This window comes from Bacillus sp. es.036, assembly GCF_002563635.1.
Lineage (GTDB): Bacteria > Bacillota > Bacilli > Bacillales > Guptibacillaceae > Guptibacillus.
Map to the genome: position 1 here is coordinate 3,154,447 of NZ_PDIZ01000001.1, position 16,575 is coordinate 3,171,021.

Here is a 16,575-nt window from a genome sequence, read left to right on the forward strand (position 1 = left end):
TCCTCATTTAAAATAAATAGTTATTATGTACTAGGTACTAGCTAATCAAAATGGAATGGTTTTATGAATTGGCTTAAAAAGCCGAGGAGTTTGGTCAGGGGATTTTTAAAACAGGGTACATATCTATTACATAAGAAAAGGAAGCGGTGCACTTAAACAAACGTTTGATTAAGTGAACTGCTTCCTCTTAATGATTGTATGTTTTGAGATCATAACAAGATTTATCGCCAAGTCACTGCGATCTTCCCCCACTAATCCTCGCAATCACTTCTTCAATAAAAATAAAAAACACTGTTCTCGTTTTTTCAAACGGCAGCAAGCTGTTATCTTGATTAAACTTTGATAAATAAAAAATATAATCTGCCATCGAGTTTAATGTGTTCACATACTCCTCTAATACCAGCATGATCGTTGCACCATTCTTCTTCGTTTCAGTAAACAACTTTTCAAAAGAAGAAAACTTTCCTGTCACAGATAGAACGATCAAAAGCGTATCTTCATCCGCCAGGCGACTCGCAAAGTCCTCGCTTTGCGCCACCGTTACATTTTTATCGGAAGAAATGGTTAGCTTGTACCCAAAATACTCCGCACTAATAAAAGACGGGCCCAAACCGTAGATAATAATCTTCTTATACTTTTGAAAAACCGAAACAAAATCATCAACAAGGACAGGATCAAAGTTTTCTAGAAACTGCATCAAGCGCTCGATTTCACTTGATTTCGTTTTCTTTTCTGTATGAATCTGCTGGCCGCTAAAATAGAGCTTATACTGCTTAAAGTTATCAAAGCCTAATTTCCGAACGAGCTTCGATACTTTTGACGGAGAGACGTCACAGAGGTCGGCGGCATCGATAATTTTTAACTTATCATTTGTAGCGACAACATCCGCTAGCTTGCTGTGCACTTGTTCTTCTAATTTTGTGAGATGATTCGTATCTAATTTAATCATAACTCTTCCATTCCTTTCACCTTGCTCCTTGACTCGCGCAGCGAAAACAAGCAACCGCCATTTCCTATTCGAAAATAACGATTGCTTTTCTCTCGAACTGATCATGTCACCATGATCAATAGGTCTACCATAACATGATTCCCAAAGAATGCTTACTTAAAAATCGGATAAGAAAGCTTCAATATTTCATCCGTATGCTTTCTAACATTTTTCACAACAGTTTCATTCACCTTGTTATAAAAATCATGATGATCAGAGACCGGTTTGAACGTTTTTTCTGTTTTCACCATTTGCTCAATCGCTTCAGAAAAATCATCGTAAACACCTAAGTACTGAGAAGCACTAATCGCAGCACCTAAACAGGCACTACTGCTCCCCTTCCGTCGATGCACCGGCAAACCAAACAAATCGGCCATGATTTGCATGATCACATCACTCTTCGAACCTCCGCCAATAACGACAACTTCATTCAGCTCCACATCGATTTCTTCTAACATATCTTCAATATTGTTTTTAATATTAAACGCAATCGCTTCCAATATTGAACGGTAGATATGATACCTGGAGTGACGTTGATCAAAGCCAATCATCATTCCTTTTCGGTAAGGTTTATCCGGTGAAGCCAACCAATCCAAAATCGTAATCAACCCATCACTACCAACAGGAACTTCTTCTGCCTTACGATTCAGAAACTCTTCCTCCGAAACCTCTAACTTCTTTGCTTCCGTTACGAGTTCTTCGCCAATTAATTTCTTAAACCAGCTAACTGTCCATAATCCCCGTCGAATCCCATTTGATTCATAAACATATTTGAATGGAATCGATGCGAACGTGGGGAAAAAGTTTTTCGCACCCTCGTAATAGTTATCTCTCAATAACATCGAAGAAATAAACGTTCCGAGCGAAATCATAATGGAGTTTTCATTTTGAATTCCAGAACCGAGCACTTCCACCGCTTTATCGTTTGACGTTGCGACAACTGGAATGCCTTCACTTAAACCAAACACTTCCGCAAGCTCTCTACGAATTGAACCAAGCTTTTCACCAGGCTTCACAAGGTTAAATAACATCTCTCTCCGCAGACCGTTTTCATGAATCACGTCATCATCGCGAGACCAATCCAACGTTTCCCGATCAACTGGCCAAAAAACTTCACAGTTACCAGCTGTATCGTTGTATTCTCCCGTTAACCGAAGTCCTAAGTAACCTGACGTGGTCGTCACATACTGCACGCGATCATCTTCGTGCTCATACGGTTTTGATAATCGAGCATCCATCCAGCTAATGGCTGGATGGGCTAGATTACCATCTTCATTCAATAACACACGGCAGCAACGGATCGTACATAACCCAATCGCTTCAATTTCTTTCGGGTCACCGTTGAAATTCGCTAAACAGTTTTTCATACCATGATAAACACTGTCCCATAAGTCATCGTCCGGATGAATAACGACGCCTGGTTCAGGTGTTAAGGTTTCCCTTAACGCTTGTGAACCGTAGGCGACTTCATTCCCTTCTAGATCAAAGATCACTACTTTTGTACTTTGTGAACCATTATCAATCCCCATGATGTATCGATTCGCCATGGTTTCCCTCCTCTTAGCTTCTAATATACTTTTTCACTTCGCTAGGTTGAGGGAAAATCGTTCCGTGATTCATGATTCCTTTTGGATCAAACGCTTCTTTAAGTTTTTCTAACATATAGTACGCAGAGCCGTGCTCTTCTTTTGTCCATTCAGAACGGTACTTCCCAATACCATGGTGGTGACACATCGAGCCGCCTAGCTTCAACGTTTCTTCAATAATAATCTCGTGAATTGGGTGGTGATAAATGCGCATTTCATCTTCTGGTGCACAGTTAATCGTATAGTTGTAGACGAAATACATATTTGTACCATTTAAATAGCTGTGAGAGGAATGACCACCAAGCATTGTGAGCTCATCTGCGCGATCAAACTCATTCTTAATCCGTTCGATGACGTTATTATAAAGCTTCGGAATCGTTTCCCAATCAGCCGACACTTCTGTTGTAAAGCCATCATGCGTATTGTGATCGACCATGTCTTGAATTTCACGCTCGATGCGGCTTTCATCCCAGTTCAAGTTGTTAAACCATGATTCAATTAACGAAGAATCAACCTTTTCAACAATACCGGACTGAAACTTCTCAACCGCTTCTTCAATACCAGCGTTTGTTGCTTCTACGATTCCTTTAGGACCTTCTGCCATAAAAATCAACACGCACTTATCTTTATAAAAGTGCTCAAAATGCTGTCTAGCATCTTCTTCAGAATACACGCGTGCAACAGATGGACGGTAACCGTTCACCATTACTTCACGTAGCACTTTAATTCCTGTTTCTACATCTTTAATCAAGTAGCCGTGGAACGCATTATTCTCTGGATTGTGTTTAAAAATCTTCACCGTTACTTCAGTGATATAACAAAGTGCCCCTTCGTTTCCAATCGCAATGTGGCGAATATCAGGGCCACCAGAACGTCTCGGAACGTTCTTAATCTTTGAAACTTGTCCTTCTGGGAACACACACTCAAGACCAACAACCATATCTTCAATTGCACCATATAAAGTGGAAAGCTGCCCGATACTTCTTGTTGAAACAAGACCACCATATTGCGCTACTGGCTTGGACTGTGGAGAGTGACCCGTTGTATAGCCTAGTTTACGTAGCTCATCTTCAAGCGTTTGAAGTTTTACGCCAGACTGAACCGTCGCCTGCATGTTATACGTATCCATTTTAATAATTTCATTCATCTTAGATCCATCGATGACAATGGTGGTTTCTTTCCAGTTCTCAAGACCACCCTCAGTACCAGTCTTTCCGCTTCTTGGAATCACGTTAATATTGTTTTCGTTACAGAACATAAGAAGTGTTTTCACTTCTTCCGTGGAATGTGGGAACACAATTGCAATTGGAGCTGGGACGTCGAGTACGTTTTTCGTTTTCGCATACTTTTTGTAGCGATCCGCCGAAGCATCGTATAGCGCCTCTTCCTTTGTCACGATTTGATCCTCAGAAAGTAGAGACTTCAACTCTTCTAATAGGTTTTTCATCATTTATTCTCCTTTATCAATATCATATTTTTGTAGAATTTATCGTACGAGATAGCCGCCGTCGACATTTAGTAGTGTACCGTTCACATAGTTTGACGCGTCAGATGCTAAGAAAACAACCGCCCCCATCAGATCTTGGATGTTCCCCCATCTATTGGCGGGAATGTGATCGAGGACGCGCTGGTTGCTTTCAAGGTTCTCCCTTGTCGCCTTCGTCACGTCTGTAGCAAAATAACCAGGTGCTATTCCATTCACTTGAATGTTATATTGAGCAAGTTCATCACAATATGCTTTCGTGAAACCGGCTAAACCATGTTTTGTTGCTGCATAAGCTGGAGACCATTGGCCACCAAGATACGAAAACAAGGAACATGTGTTAATGATTTTTCCACTTCGTTGCGGAATCATCTGTTTTGCCACTTCATGTGACAATTCAAACGGTGCGTCCAAATTCACTGAAACCATCTTATCCCAATGCAATCTCGTAAACTTTGTAACATCAGGTTCATAGATGCCAATGCCTGCATTATTAATCAAAATATCGATCTTTCCATAAACACTTACGCATTCATCAACAATCGCTTTACAAAAACCGTCTTCTGTCAGATTGCCAACCATTAAATAATAGTGAACGCCTTCTGCTTCAATTAGCTCCCTCGTCTGATCATCGTCTTCCGTCATACTAACGGCAAAAATATTTGCCCCAGCCTTCGCAAGCGCAAGGGCAAACCCCTGACCAATTCCTGAATTACCACCAGTAATAATAGCTACTTTTCCCTTCAAGCTAAAAAAGTTCATATTAAAATCCGTAATGTCATTTACTTCGGGGTTCATCCTCAACCTTGCCACCTTTCAGAATGGATTAACTAGGTTTATTCTAATCTTTCAGAAAATAAAAGGCAAGGATTTATAGAGAAATTTCTCTAAAAAAGCTATATATAATTTAATAAAAGAAAATTTTCCTTCTGCAATTAAAAAACACTAATCTAACTTCCTTTCTAAAACTCCCTACTTAAAATTAAAAAAGCAGCTACTCTATTAAATAGAGTAGCTGCTTTCAGTTAATATCCTTAATGGAGTATCGCTTCTCCCTTACTCCCCATCATAATTGCTATCAGGAAGCGTATCCCAGAAAGACGTATCCGCTGAATCAATGGAATCGTCGGCAAGCGCATTGAGACTTGCCTTCATCGCCGTTACAGCCTGTTGAATCAAGTAGCCATTACTCTTCTGTCCGAGAACATAGTCATCGCGATAATGATCGGCCATGCCGCGCATTTCAAAAAGAAGCGTTGCAATGCCATATTCCATCGCCAGTCCGTTTCTGCTAATCGTCGGTGCACTGCCGCCTGGATACTTGGAAAGCAGTCCATAGCCTTTGGCTTCTACCGCGTTATACACGACAGCACCAAGTTCCTTCGACTGTTCCACGACTTCCGGATCGACTGTCTCATTTGTTGGATACAAAATCGATCCAGACACCAATTCGCCCGTGTCACCGAGTGTTGTTTGTGTTCCTTGATGATGCAGGTCAATCATGTAATCCGGAGAATATTTTTGTAGCACATTTTCATGAAGCGCCTTCGTTTCAGGCTGCTCGCGATCGACGTGGTCACGATTCAGATCCACTTCGTTGGCATTATAGCGCGTATGCGTGCCAGAAACATAGTCTTCTAATGAAAAATTCACATCGCCTTCTGCCCCGTCGACATTTAATCGTGGCGCGATCAACACATTCACGTTATCAAGAATGTTCTGCACGTCTTTTCCGTTCGATGATAAATACTTAATCACCTCAAGGGCACCTTCCGTTGTTAACGTTTCATTCCCATGCTGCTGCGTTAGAAATAGAATCGTTGGGTTATCTGGATCCATGTTGCCAAACTTCGCAAGGTAAAGGTCTCTTCCTTTAACGGACTGACCGTACACCTCGAGCTCCAGCGCCTCAGAACGCTGCTCAATTTTTTCTAAAAAGCTCACCATCTCTTCATAAGAATGCAGACGCTCATTCTTAATCGTTTCATTGCCGCCATAATTAGGTCCATTCGGTCCATTCTCTCCGGCTAGCGCGGTATTCCCTGTTAAAAAGGATCCAGACACCAGCATTGTTCCTGCTACTGTTAACGTTAGAATTTGTTTTTTCACTATTATCCTCCTAAAAATCACATTCGCTATTTTTGTTTTCGCTTACATTTTGTCAAAAGCTCTTACCGCTCTGTTAATGGAATCTCATCATATTCATTAGGATTAATCTCATAAACATCTCCGCTCGTCACACCATCAATAATTCCATAAAGCCCAATTTCAACGGCTTTAATAAGTCTTCCTTTTTCCTTCTGACCGTAGCTTTGCGTTTGTCCCGTCACTTCAAACAGCACCGCGCCGCTTCCATTAAGGGCGAATGAACCAAGTGCCGTCCCAGGTAAATCCAAACCTTGCGGATACAGCGTAATATTGTCGAATGGTGAATCGCCTCGCTCCTGCAGGGCGTTATAAACCGAAACATTTAACTGCTTTGAGAAATCACCATCGTATGTATCGGCATACTCACGATATTCCACGCCCTCTTCACTGTCTGGATCTGGAACAAAATCTCCTGAAATCGAGAGCGTCACTTTATCATCCGTTCCCTCAACGAAATATTCACCTTGATGATGCAAGTCAACAAACACATCGACTTTGCCAAATTCATTCATTAGCCCTTTATACACATCACGAACGGTTTGCGCTTCAGGGGTAATGTACCAGCCAGGATTCGAAGAGTTACTCGGAAAATCTTCAGGTTGTGGCACATAATCAAGATCCGGATTGAAGTCCCGATTGACATCAAAACCTGGATTTGATGCGTAGTCCCAATATTGATTCGTATACGTGTAGTAGTTCCATGATGGGGACGCACTAGCGAGCTGAGGAAAATCAGTTACGACCTCACTCCACGACATGTCATTGCCACGACGATTTAACTCTGTCGCATCCGGATTTACCATTGGCATCGCGACAATGGTGACTTCCTCACGTATTTTCTTAGCTTCTGGCGAATTCGAGCCGAGCTGCTGCAATAAATTCAATAGTGCTGCCGTACCTGTTTTTTCGTTTCCATGAATCTCACTTTGGACGAGGATCACTTTATCTCCTGAACCAACCGTTGCTGTATAAATTTCACGATCGAGGTTTGAGTAGCCAGCAACTTGAACTTGAACATTTCCCTGACTGCTCTTTTCAATCTGCATGAGCTTCTTACTCAATTCTGCATGACTAATAAAACCAGAGATCGCGTATTCCTGACTTTGCGCTTGAACAGGTTTGTCGTTCGGTGCTGCCATCGTCGGACTTGCAAAGACGGATGAAAGTAAAAGCGTGCTACATAAGACGGTTAACTTCTTTTTTCGACTCATTTCATTCCTCCTCGATTTTAATAGACTGTACAAAGTAGTCATTCTCTTTACGTTACCTGAAGCCCTGTTGTTTGCGCGTAAAACCAATCGTTTGAACTAAGGTGGATTTACGAAATAGTTCCTTTTACATAGGAATAAGAAATCCAAATCTAAAAAGAAAAAGGACGTTAGATGGAGATCATGGTTTCTAATTTACAAATTTTCGATTCAAGAAACCTAATAAGTTTATAAAAAATGTCGATATAGAGAGTAGAAAAGAAGGAAGATCATGCCTGATTGTGGTATTCTGGTAAAATATTCATATTAAGGTTCTGAATGGATATCGATAAAATAGAGAAGTAGCCATTCAGATACTACAACAAATGGATACAAGCTAAGAGAATATTTTCCGTTGGTTGTTTTCATCAGTCAATTTCTTGCTTGTCCATTTTAGTAAGATCAAAAACCTTCACTAATAGAGAGAGCGCGGTAAAGGTCGACTAACATTCTGGTATGGGTAAGGGCGTTTGAAAGGGGAAAGTCTTGATGAAATTTGAAACATATATACAAAAATCAAAAGAGAATTGTGCAAACATATACGGTTTGAAGCCTGAGGAGATTCCTTTTTTAAAGGTTTCTCTTACGACAAAACAACTCGAGGCTCGAAAACGTCAATTTGAACCAATTCGAATTATACTTCAACAATTTATGCAAAAGTTATTAGTTTACACTTCACAAACACCTACGCTTATCGTTGCGACCGACGGTGAAGGATATGTTCTTGATATTCATGGAGATCAGCAGATAAATGAGATCGTGGAAGTGCTAGGAATTACGAAAGGAGTTCGTTATGCTGAAAAGGACGTTGGAACGAACTCCATTTCGCTTGCGCTAACTTACGAAGAACCGATTCAACTAATTGGAAACGACCATTATCATCACTACTTTAAAGAACTTGCGTGTTTTTCAGCTCCGTTTTCGTATGGAGAAGAAAAAGGTACTCTCTCTCTTATGACAACAAAAGAACATGCAACCCACTTTTATCTCGGATTATTGTCTTCAGCAGTCGATGCCATTGAGAGAGAAATAAAAGTTCAGCTTCAAAATGAACGCTTTCACCTTATGAATCAGGTCTTAATGAATGCTACTCCACTTGGCATTGTGATGACGAATCAATTCGGAGAAATTCAAGAAATGAATGATAGCGCCGAAAGAATCACCGGGTGGCTCGAGACAGAATCAATAGGCAAAGACATTGAGATGATTCCGGAATTAGAATCATTTATTCGGCAAGTCTTAAATGACAAAAGCAAGTTGGAAAATATAGAAGTGATCTTTTCACAAGGTGAAAAAGCTTGCCTGTTGGATGTAACGCCTCTCTTTGACCAGCTGAATCAATTTATTGGCTTTTTCGCACAGTTCCGAGATATGCAATCCTATTACGACCTACAAAAAAGGGTCATTCAGTCGGAGAAACTATCTGCTATTGGAAAATTAGGGGCAGGGTTTGCTCATGAAATTCGTAACCCATTAACCTCTATTATTGGATTGACGCAATTAATGGATGAACTTCCAGACGAGAAACAGCGGGGGCATCGCAAAATCATTATGTCAGAGCTTGAACGCATGCGTCATCTCGTCGACCAATTTGTGATGCTAGGAAAAGCACAGGTAAGTCAAAAAAAGCCAGAAAACCTACAGAATATCATACAAGATACGGTATGCCTGATGAAGAGCTATGCCCGTACACACCAAGTAACTCTTCATTTTGAACCCGCTATTTCGAATCCTATCCTTTCGATCGATGGTTCTCAAATCAAACAGGTTCTGATCAACTTTATCAAGAATGCCATTGAAGCCCAGCCAGATGGTGGAAACGTTCGGATCTCATCATTCCCTAACACTTCGGCTGTGACAGTGAAGATCATAGACGAAGGGCACGGCATGTCACCACAAATGCTGGATCAGCTAGGTTCGCCTTTTATGAGTACAAAAGAAGATGGACTCGGAATGGGGCTAGCGATTAGCCTTGATCTCATTAAAGCCCATCAAGGGACATATACAATTCACTCCACAGAAGGTGAAGGAACGATGATAGAGTTTACACTTCCGCTGTAATGTAAAAAGGGTGATGTTGCCTATCTTTAACATAGCGAAAAACCAGGTGGGCTAGCTCACCTGGTTTTTTTCGGGTTCTTTTTTAAAAAGCCCCAGAACCTCCTCCCCCACCACCTGCGCCTGATCCACCGCCTCCGCCTGCGGTACCAGCGGCTGATACCGCAGTTTGGTGATCGGCTTTCTCAAAGCCTGATTGAAATGTTTCCGCTAATAGAAGGTAAATCATCCATTCATTACTTTGCGATGAAGTAGCGAAACTAGCGGACATTTTTCGCTTTCCTGCTCCGATTTGATAGAGAAAAGCTGGAACTTGTTCATCTTCATCCCACGATTTCCATTCATCGCTCAACTTCAGCGGTGTCAGTGTTTCCATGATTCTTCTTCCCTTTTCATTTAATGGTCGGTACGCTACGGCAAAGATGAGGAAGAATAGAAATAGCAAGACAACCGCAAACATCCAGAGAAAGAGACTATGATAAGCAAACAAAAAGATACTGGTGAAAGACAGGAGTGCGGATAACCCTGAAATCCAGCGGATCTTCCCTGCTTTTTCTGTTAAATTATTTTGTTTAACTTCTCTCCTTACCGCTTCCTTCCATGCGGAGAAGCTTCCTTGGAATTTTTCGTGGTTCTTCTTCTCTTTCACATAGCTGTCCAGATCATCAACATGAAAAGTCGTATCATCGGCTATTTCATCAAATAACCATTCCATTAATCTCGTTTCATGCCTAAAATCTGTCTCCCTACTTACAAGTTCAAATTCTTCATCTGAAACTTTCTTGATGTTCCCTTTTCGAACGAGTTCAAGCAATGAAGCGATAATCGCTGATGCTTTAAGATTTCCGCCTGTAAATAAAAGAGTCGCGGGCAAGCTCATTTCCGTATCTGGAAAGCGTCCATTTCCGCTAAGCTGCCGTTTAATTTCAATCCCTGTCATTCTCTTTTTTCTGATGGCTTGAACGATCAACCCAACTGCAATTAGAAGCAATCCACCAACAATCACAGGTGCAACTCCACCCCATTGCTCTCTCGCTTCTATTTTTGCCGCCACTTCTGCATCCATTTTCTCTTTTTCCAAAAGAATATTATCGAGCATCGGCTTTTCGGCCGTCAGAGGGGCTTCTGAAAAAAGAGAGGCATCGTATGCAACACGTATATCTCCGTTCTCCTCACTCGGTACTTCCCCCAAGTTGAAAACGACCGTCCCCTTATCAATTGTTTCGACAGTCTCATAGGCTTCATCATATCCATATGCTGCCTTCACATCAGTAGGTTTGGGCGGGACAACCGTAATCCGCATATTTTCATAGGTTGTTTCATTGCTATCATCGAAAAAAGGATAATAGAACTGGGCAACATCTTCAAACCGTTCCACACCTTGACTGACGGTGTATTTAATGTTGACCGTGACAGTTTCATCTGATCCTCCACGATAAACCTTGTACAGATTCCCCTCCTTCTTCACTTTAAGCTTTTCACCATCTTCAGAAGCTTGGAAGTTATGAATAGTCGTATTCTCTTTCGGTATGAGTGTCCTTGTAATGCCGTTAAAATCTCCTTCAAATTCATAAGTGTGGCTTTCTGTTACATCTACCTGACCGTCCTGGCGCAGTTGAGCTTCGATATCGGTCGATTCAATCGAAAACTCAACAGCCCATACATGCGTTGGAATGAACAAAATTAGAAGTAAGACACATACACTTAGCACCTTTTTCATAGGATCAACCTTCTTTCGAGTACATTTACAACTTTATATACGATTAAAAAAGGTAAAAGTTACAAGTGAATGACTTACGGACAGAAAATCTGTTTTAACGTGATCGTCACAATAATTTTAATGCAAACGGTTGCGTAAACGTTATCAGCTAGTATATACTATTCAAGGAAAACGCTTTATTGGTTTAACGAAGTATCCCTTTAGTACTTCACTTGAAAATTCACAGTTTTAGAGCGAAATCATTGCCAGTAAAGTATTCCTATTATGAAACATGTCGATCAAAAGCTGTTTGCAACGACTTGCGAGTGCAGCATTTATTTTTTCATTTATGTGCAAGCGATTGCATTGTTTTCAATTTTTCATAGCTTATCAACTTTAAAATCTATCCATACATAGGAGGAAATGATGTTACAAGAACAAGTTGCCACATCCAGTGAAAAACGATATCAGAAAGAACTACCCGCTCTGCCTCTCACAACAATTTGGTTAATTAGTTTCGGTTTTTTAGGTGTCCAGATGGCCTTTTCATTGCAAAGTGCAAACATGGGACGAATTTTCCAAACGCTTGGAGCCGATCCTCATAATCTCGGATTGTTCTTTATCCTACCTCCACTGGCTGGACTAATCGTCCAACCTTTAGTTGGTTATTTCTCAGACCGGACCTGGATGCCGAGGCTTGGTCGTCGAATTCCTTATCTACTCGTTGGCGCTGTTGTTGCCGTTATTGTCATGTGTCTATTGCCGAACTCAGGTAGTTTCGGATTTACTGCAGTGACAGCGATGACGTTTGGCGCCATTGCCATCCTATTTATGGATGTTTCATCAAACATGGCGATGCAGCCGTTTAAAATGATGGTAGGAGATATGGTAAACAAAGAACAAAAAGGATTCGCCTATTCGATCCAAAGCTTTCTATCTAATAGCGGTGCTGTCTTAGCTAGTATTTTTCCTTTTGCGTTAACACTTCTTGGTGTATCAAATAGTGCACCAAAAGGGGTTATCCCACAATCCGTCGTTATTTCTTTTTATGCCGGCGCAGGTGTTTTAATCATTTGTAGTCTCGTTACCGTATTGAAAGTAAAAGAGTATACACCAGATGAATTTGCCGTCTATCACGGCATTTCAAAAGAATCGACGAAAGAAAAAGTAAACATTTTTAAATTACTTGGAAGCGCTCCGAAAGTATTTTGGACCGTTACCCTCGTTCAACTATTTTGCTGGATGGGCTTTCAATACTTATGGACGTATGGCACAGGAGCCATTGCGTTAAACGTTTGGAATACGAGCGATCCTTCTAGTGCAGCTTATCAAGATGCCGGAAACTGGTTTGGGATTCTAACAGCGGTTCAGTCAATTGGCGCAGTACTCTGGTCTCTCGCCTTATCCCGAATTCCAAATAACTCACGCAAATTCTACTACTCGATTAGCTTATTGCTAGGTGGAATCGGATTTGGATCGGTCTTCTTCGTTCACAATCAGTGGGCACTCGTTATTTCCTTTACATTAATCGGAATTGCTTGGGCAGCAATGATGACCTTCCCATTCACAATTCTAACGAATGCGCTAAAAGGTAAAAACATGGGTACATACCTTGGGCTATTTAACGGGAGTATTTGCTTGCCGCAGATTATTGCGTCATGCTTAAGCTTCGTCCTGTTCCCATTGATCGGATCTTCTATGCCGTTTATGATCTTGCTTTCTGGTGTGTTCCTTGTGATTGGGGCGTTGGCTGTACCGATTATTAGGGAGACTTATGCGAAGTAGACATTAACGAGACGATTCTGTTGAATGAATGACATTCATAAAACGAGCCAGTTAAGCAGACAATTAGCTTATCTGGCTTTTCAAGTCTTATAGTCTAACTTAAGAAATAGAATAGAAACTCTTTAATCAATCGTTTGTTTAACTTAAGGGATATAATGTTTGCGATGTCTCTCTTAACAAATCCCCCAATTACTCTGGTTGCTAAAGAAATCTTTTCACACAAAGAATATAAATACATAGCAAATAGGTCCACATAAAAGGGTGGTTACAGGCACCCAACGTGATCCAACATGCCTACTGAGCTACCCTCATCCCATTGTTGTTATACAAATTGGCATACATTCTTCCAGATTGAATTAGCTCCACGTGTGAACCTTGTTCTACCACTTCACCTTTATTGATTACTACAATATGATCCGCGTTCCGAATTGTAGATAACCTGTGGGCAATCATTATTGTTGTCCGTCCTTCCATAAGTCGCTCTATGGCTTCTTGTACTAGACGTTCTGATTCATTATCCAACGCTGAAGTTGCTTCATCTAGCAACAAAATAGGTGCGTCTCTTAGAATGGCTCTAGCAATTGCAATTCGTTGCTTTTGTCCACCAGATAACCTTGATCCTCTTTCCCCTACTTCTGTATCATAACCACCTTTTAACTCCACAATGAACTGATGGGCATTTGCTTTCTTAGCAGCTTCAATTATCTCCAACCTGCTAGCACCTATCCTACCAAATGCGATATTTTCTTCAATTGTTCCACTAAAAAGGAATGTGTCTTGAGGTACATAAGAAAAATAACTTCGTTGTTGATTTATTGACATTGCGTAGACGTCTAAATCATCAAAAAATATGTTGCCGCTGTGAGGTTGATAAACTCGTTGAAGGAGATGGAACAGTGTGCTTTTTCCTGCGCCACTCGGTCCAACCAGAGCAGTAACTTTACCAGCAGGCACTTTCAAGGAAAAGTTTTGAAATAACTCATCATTTTTCTGATAGTGAAAATCCAAGTTTCTAAATTCAATCATTCGTTTCATTCTAACAGGTGGATTTATATGATCCTTAAGATTCATTTCTGGTTTTTCGTGCATTGCTTCCATAATACGTTCAACAGCAGCAATCGAACGCTGAAAACTTCCCCATTGTTCTGCAAGGGAAGTTAGAGGATAAACCAACCTTTGCATTAAACTTACAAAAGCGAGTAACACCCCAATCGTAATTTGTCCATGCGTTACAAGAAAGGCTCCTAGTCCTAACGTAATAAAGAAAGACATCGTTCCTGCCATATTAGCGGCTGTACTAAACCAACTACGAATAGAGGCCTCTTTCATTTCACTATGAAGAAGTTCGTCCGATGATTGTTGGAAGCGTCTTAGAAATAACGATTCAAGACTAAACGTCCGAAGAACCATATTACCAGCGAATGAATCATTTAATGTGATGTGCATATCTTCCACTTGTTTATGAATAAGACGATTCCTGTCTCTCATTTGCTTTCCAAATACAATTCCTGAAATAATCGTTAGTGGAGCGAGTACGATAAATAGAAGAGATAATTGCCAATTCAATAAAACAAGATAGACAAAAATAGAAGTAACTAGGATAGGAAGACGAACTAAATTTAATAGCACGCCGCCAACGGCACCATGGATCTTATCAATATCATTCGTTAAATGTGATAGTAGTTTACCAGAATGATTTTTTTCAAAAGATGCATATGGAATAGAAAGAAATCTTTCAAACAATTGTCTTCGAAGATCTTTTTTTACATGACTTACAGTGTAGGTTCTTAAATAGGAATCAAAATAATCTACGATGCCTGTAACAACTAGTGCAATTAATCCAACAGTGAAAAGTGTCTTCAACTCTTTAAAATCTCCATTCACTGCACTGTCAGTAATATGTTGCATCAACCAAGCAAAGAGTAGAATTAGAAAAACGTCTACTATTAAAATAAAAAGGAGACAGCAGTAGCTTCTCCAGTACGGTTTAATATATGAAGATAAAAAAGTTAAGGAACCTTTAATGTCACCTGTCTCAAGTAATCTTTTAACTGGCGCTAGACTCTTCATTGGCTTTTCCGTTCCTTTTCTTTAATATTTTATGAACGTAAGCATGTAGTAAGGCTGGGATGAGACGAAAATGACAAATCAAGTAACTGTAGATTTTCATAGTTCGTCTAGTTACATCTATAACCCTGTCTTTTTTCTTAATCATTGTTAACTTACCAATAACCTGGTTTTCAAGGACAGGTTCATCAGGGTAAAGATTTGTATCACCTTTGCAAACAAGCCATAGTTTCTGATCATATTTTATCGTTCTCAAATACCGATGCCCCGTTATGCCCCCATCTTTGGTTCCAAATAGGAGAATGTCTCCTTTACTAATGTTTTGAAGGTTAAATTTCTCAAAAACACAAATATTTTTTTGAGTAATAATAGGGAACATACTTAAACCATGTGATGGAATCTCAAGATAATCATTCGTTTCAATTAATTTCTTGAGCATTTGTAGCTGACTCATTTTGTTATTAATCCAGCATCCATCAATTCACCCAAAAATTGCGTAATATCATTTTGAACGATTTCAGAGGAAACTTCGAAATCTTTTTGAATTTGTTCAGTTAGTGACTGCACAGATTGTTCTTTAGTAAGCAGCTCCCAACAAACACTCCCTAAAGCATTTAGCTTGGTCACTGTGTAGTCGTTAGGATTTAAAATAACCCAACTACCTTCCATTTCGATTGCTTCAAGGTCTGCTTGGCGTATATAAGTTTCCATTAAGAAATCTCCTTCCAAAATAGATCGTTTTTTTGAAATTGAAGTCTATATACTGGTACATTACTAATTAATTGACTCAATAACTCAAATAATTTCTTTGTCTCATTCGAGTCAAATGCCCAATAAAAAATTTTATCAAATAAACTCATCATCGCATCAGATTTTTGTAATGGAGAACGTTTAATAATAGTTGATTGATCAAGAAGTTGAATTCCTCCAAGCTCAATAGCTGGTTGTTGAAATGATGAAACTGTATCGCTTCGGAATGGTGAGTCATATACTTTCGTTGCAGTTCTTTCAACTTTCACTACTGTTGCTTCGTCAGAAAGGATCGGACGCGGACTAGATAATTCGACAACAGTAGATTTACCTGCACCTGATTGCCCTGAAAATAGATAAGCTTTATCCCCTTCCCTCATACAAGAGGAATGAATGAGTAAACCCCACTTATGATGAACAATAAAGACACTGTATAAATTCATAAGAGCATGTTTCAAGGCAAAGTCATTAAAAGCTCTTATAGTAGCAGTTCTATAACTTTCATCTACTTCAATAACATAATCGCCTCGATCATAGAAAACAGTTCCATCATCCTTTATGATATCTACATCAAATCCATTAAAAGGATAACCGTATCCATATTCTATTAAAATACTGAGGTGAACTTGATGTTCAACTTTAGTCGATATTACTTTAAACTCATTAACGATGTATTGAATCGCCTTGTCAGACTTTGACTTAATTCTTAGAATGTGATCACCTATTTCTATCCATTCCTGTTTCATGTATTAGTCCCCCTGGTT

At 40.0% G+C, this 16,575-nt stretch carries 13 protein-coding genes; 2 read left to right on the top strand and 11 right to left on the bottom strand.

Annotation, left to right across the window (positions count from 1 at the left end; translation table 11 throughout):
* Positions 1-232: 232 nt before the first annotated feature.
* From ATG70_RS15890 to ATG70_RS15915, 6 genes are all read right to left on the bottom strand, one after another.
* Positions 233-949 (bottom strand): MurR/RpiR family transcriptional regulator, encoded by a 717-nt coding sequence (locus ATG70_RS15890; RefSeq protein ID WP_179886302.1) that lies wholly within the window; start codon positions 947-949, stop codon positions 233-235.
* 152 nt (positions 950-1,101) lie between these two features.
* On the bottom strand, positions 1,102-2,535 hold the full coding sequence (locus tag ATG70_RS15895) for an FGGY-family carbohydrate kinase (RefSeq protein WP_098445233.1): 1,434 nt from the start codon (positions 2,533-2,535) through the stop codon (positions 1,102-1,104).
* 13 nt (positions 2,536-2,548) lie between these two features.
* The gene (locus ATG70_RS15900; RefSeq protein WP_098445234.1) at positions 2,549-4,021 is read right to left on the bottom strand and encodes an FAD-binding oxidoreductase; all 1,473 of its coding nucleotides are present in this window, start codon (positions 4,019-4,021) and stop codon (positions 2,549-2,551) included.
* Positions 4,022-4,060: 39 nt separating this feature from the next.
* Complete coding sequence (locus ATG70_RS15905) at positions 4,061-4,855, bottom strand: SDR family oxidoreductase (RefSeq protein ID WP_098445235.1); 795 nt, start codon at positions 4,853-4,855, stop codon at positions 4,061-4,063.
* 258 nt (positions 4,856-5,113) lie between these two features.
* On the bottom strand, positions 5,114-6,166 hold the full coding sequence (locus ATG70_RS15910; protein WP_098445236.1) for a M14 family metallopeptidase: 1,053 nt from the start codon (positions 6,164-6,166) through the stop codon (positions 5,114-5,116).
* Between the two features lie 62 nt (positions 6,167-6,228).
* Complete coding sequence (locus tag ATG70_RS15915) at positions 6,229-7,416, bottom strand: M14 family zinc carboxypeptidase (RefSeq protein ID WP_098445237.1); 1,188 nt, start codon at positions 7,414-7,416, stop codon at positions 6,229-6,231.
* Between the two features lie 525 nt (positions 7,417-7,941).
* Here ATG70_RS15915 and ATG70_RS15920 point away from each other — a divergent pair.
* The gene (locus tag ATG70_RS15920; protein WP_098445238.1) at positions 7,942-9,513 is read left to right on the top strand and encodes an ATP-binding protein; all 1,572 of its coding nucleotides are present in this window, start codon (positions 7,942-7,944) and stop codon (positions 9,511-9,513) included.
* An 82-nt stretch (positions 9,514-9,595) separates the two neighbouring features.
* On the opposite strand, the gene ATG70_RS15925 is transcribed toward ATG70_RS15920, so the two are convergent.
* On the bottom strand, positions 9,596-11,230 hold the full coding sequence (locus ATG70_RS15925) for a DUF2207 domain-containing protein (protein ID WP_098445239.1): 1,635 nt from the start codon (positions 11,228-11,230) through the stop codon (positions 9,596-9,598).
* A gap of 405 nt (positions 11,231-11,635) precedes the next feature.
* Here ATG70_RS15925 and ATG70_RS15930 point away from each other — a divergent pair, with 405 nt between their 5' ends.
* Positions 11,636-12,994: an SLC45 family MFS transporter gene (locus ATG70_RS15930; protein WP_098445240.1), complete on the top strand. Its 1,359-nt coding sequence runs from the start codon at positions 11,636-11,638 to the stop codon at positions 12,992-12,994.
* Between the two features lie 294 nt (positions 12,995-13,288).
* Here ATG70_RS15930 and ATG70_RS15935 read toward each other — a convergent pair whose 3' ends face one another.
* Genes ATG70_RS15935 through ATG70_RS15950 form a run of 4 tightly spaced genes read right to left on the bottom strand, consistent with a single transcriptional unit; the run spans position 13,289 to position 16,557 of the window.
* Positions 13,289-15,064 (bottom strand): ABC transporter ATP-binding protein, encoded by a 1,776-nt coding sequence (locus tag ATG70_RS15935; RefSeq protein ID WP_098445241.1) that lies wholly within the window; start codon positions 15,062-15,064, stop codon positions 13,289-13,291.
* The gene (locus tag ATG70_RS15940; protein WP_098445242.1) at positions 15,042-15,515 is read right to left on the bottom strand and encodes a hypothetical protein; all 474 of its coding nucleotides are present in this window, start codon (positions 15,513-15,515) and stop codon (positions 15,042-15,044) included. Before ATG70_RS15940 ends, ATG70_RS15935 begins: the two co-directional genes overlap by 23 nt.
* Entirely contained in the window at positions 15,512-15,772 is a 261-nt protein-coding gene (locus ATG70_RS15945) for a PqqD family protein (RefSeq protein WP_098445243.1), read from the bottom strand. Before ATG70_RS15945 ends, ATG70_RS15940 begins: the two co-directional genes overlap by 4 nt.
* Positions 15,772-16,557, bottom strand: a complete 786-nt coding sequence (locus tag ATG70_RS15950) for a hypothetical protein (RefSeq protein WP_098445244.1) — start codon at positions 16,555-16,557, stop codon at positions 15,772-15,774. The genes ATG70_RS15945 and ATG70_RS15950 overlap by 1 nt, the downstream gene beginning before the upstream one ends.
* Positions 16,558-16,575: the final 18 nt, after the last annotated feature.

Excerpts from the sequence above, each read along its gene's own strand:
- ATG70_RS15890 (WP_179886302.1), bottom strand. The coding sequence starts at position 949 with ATGATTAAATTAGATACGAATCATCTCACAAAATTAGAAGAACAAGTG.
- ATG70_RS15895 (WP_098445233.1), bottom strand. The coding sequence starts at position 2,535 with ATGGCGAATCGATACATCATGGGGATTGATAATGGTTCACAAAGTACA.
- ATG70_RS15900 (WP_098445234.1), bottom strand. The coding sequence starts at position 4,021 with ATGAAAAACCTATTAGAAGAGTTGAAGTCTCTACTTTCTGAGGATCAA.
- ATG70_RS15905 (WP_098445235.1), bottom strand. The coding sequence starts at position 4,855 with ATGAACCCCGAAGTAAATGACATTACGGATTTTAATATGAACTTTTTT.
- ATG70_RS15915 (WP_098445237.1), bottom strand. The coding sequence starts at position 7,416 with ATGAGTCGAAAAAAGAAGTTAACCGTCTTATGTAGCACGCTTTTACTT.
- ATG70_RS15920 (WP_098445238.1), top strand. The coding sequence starts at position 7,942 with ATGAAATTTGAAACATATATACAAAAATCAAAAGAGAATTGTGCAAAC.
- ATG70_RS15925 (WP_098445239.1), bottom strand. The coding sequence starts at position 11,230 with ATGAAAAAGGTGCTAAGTGTATGTGTCTTACTTCTAATTTTGTTCATT.
- ATG70_RS15930 (WP_098445240.1), top strand. The coding sequence starts at position 11,636 with ATGTTACAAGAACAAGTTGCCACATCCAGTGAAAAACGATATCAGAAA.
- ATG70_RS15935 (WP_098445241.1), bottom strand. The coding sequence starts at position 15,064 with ATGAAGAGTCTAGCGCCAGTTAAAAGATTACTTGAGACAGGTGACATT.
- ATG70_RS15940 (WP_098445242.1), bottom strand. The coding sequence starts at position 15,515 with ATGAGTCAGCTACAAATGCTCAAGAAATTAATTGAAACGAATGATTAT.
- ATG70_RS15945 (WP_098445243.1), bottom strand. The coding sequence starts at position 15,772 with ATGGAAACTTATATACGCCAAGCAGACCTTGAAGCAATCGAAATGGAA.
- ATG70_RS15950 (WP_098445244.1), bottom strand. The coding sequence starts at position 16,557 with ATGAAACAGGAATGGATAGAAATAGGTGATCACATTCTAAGAATTAAG.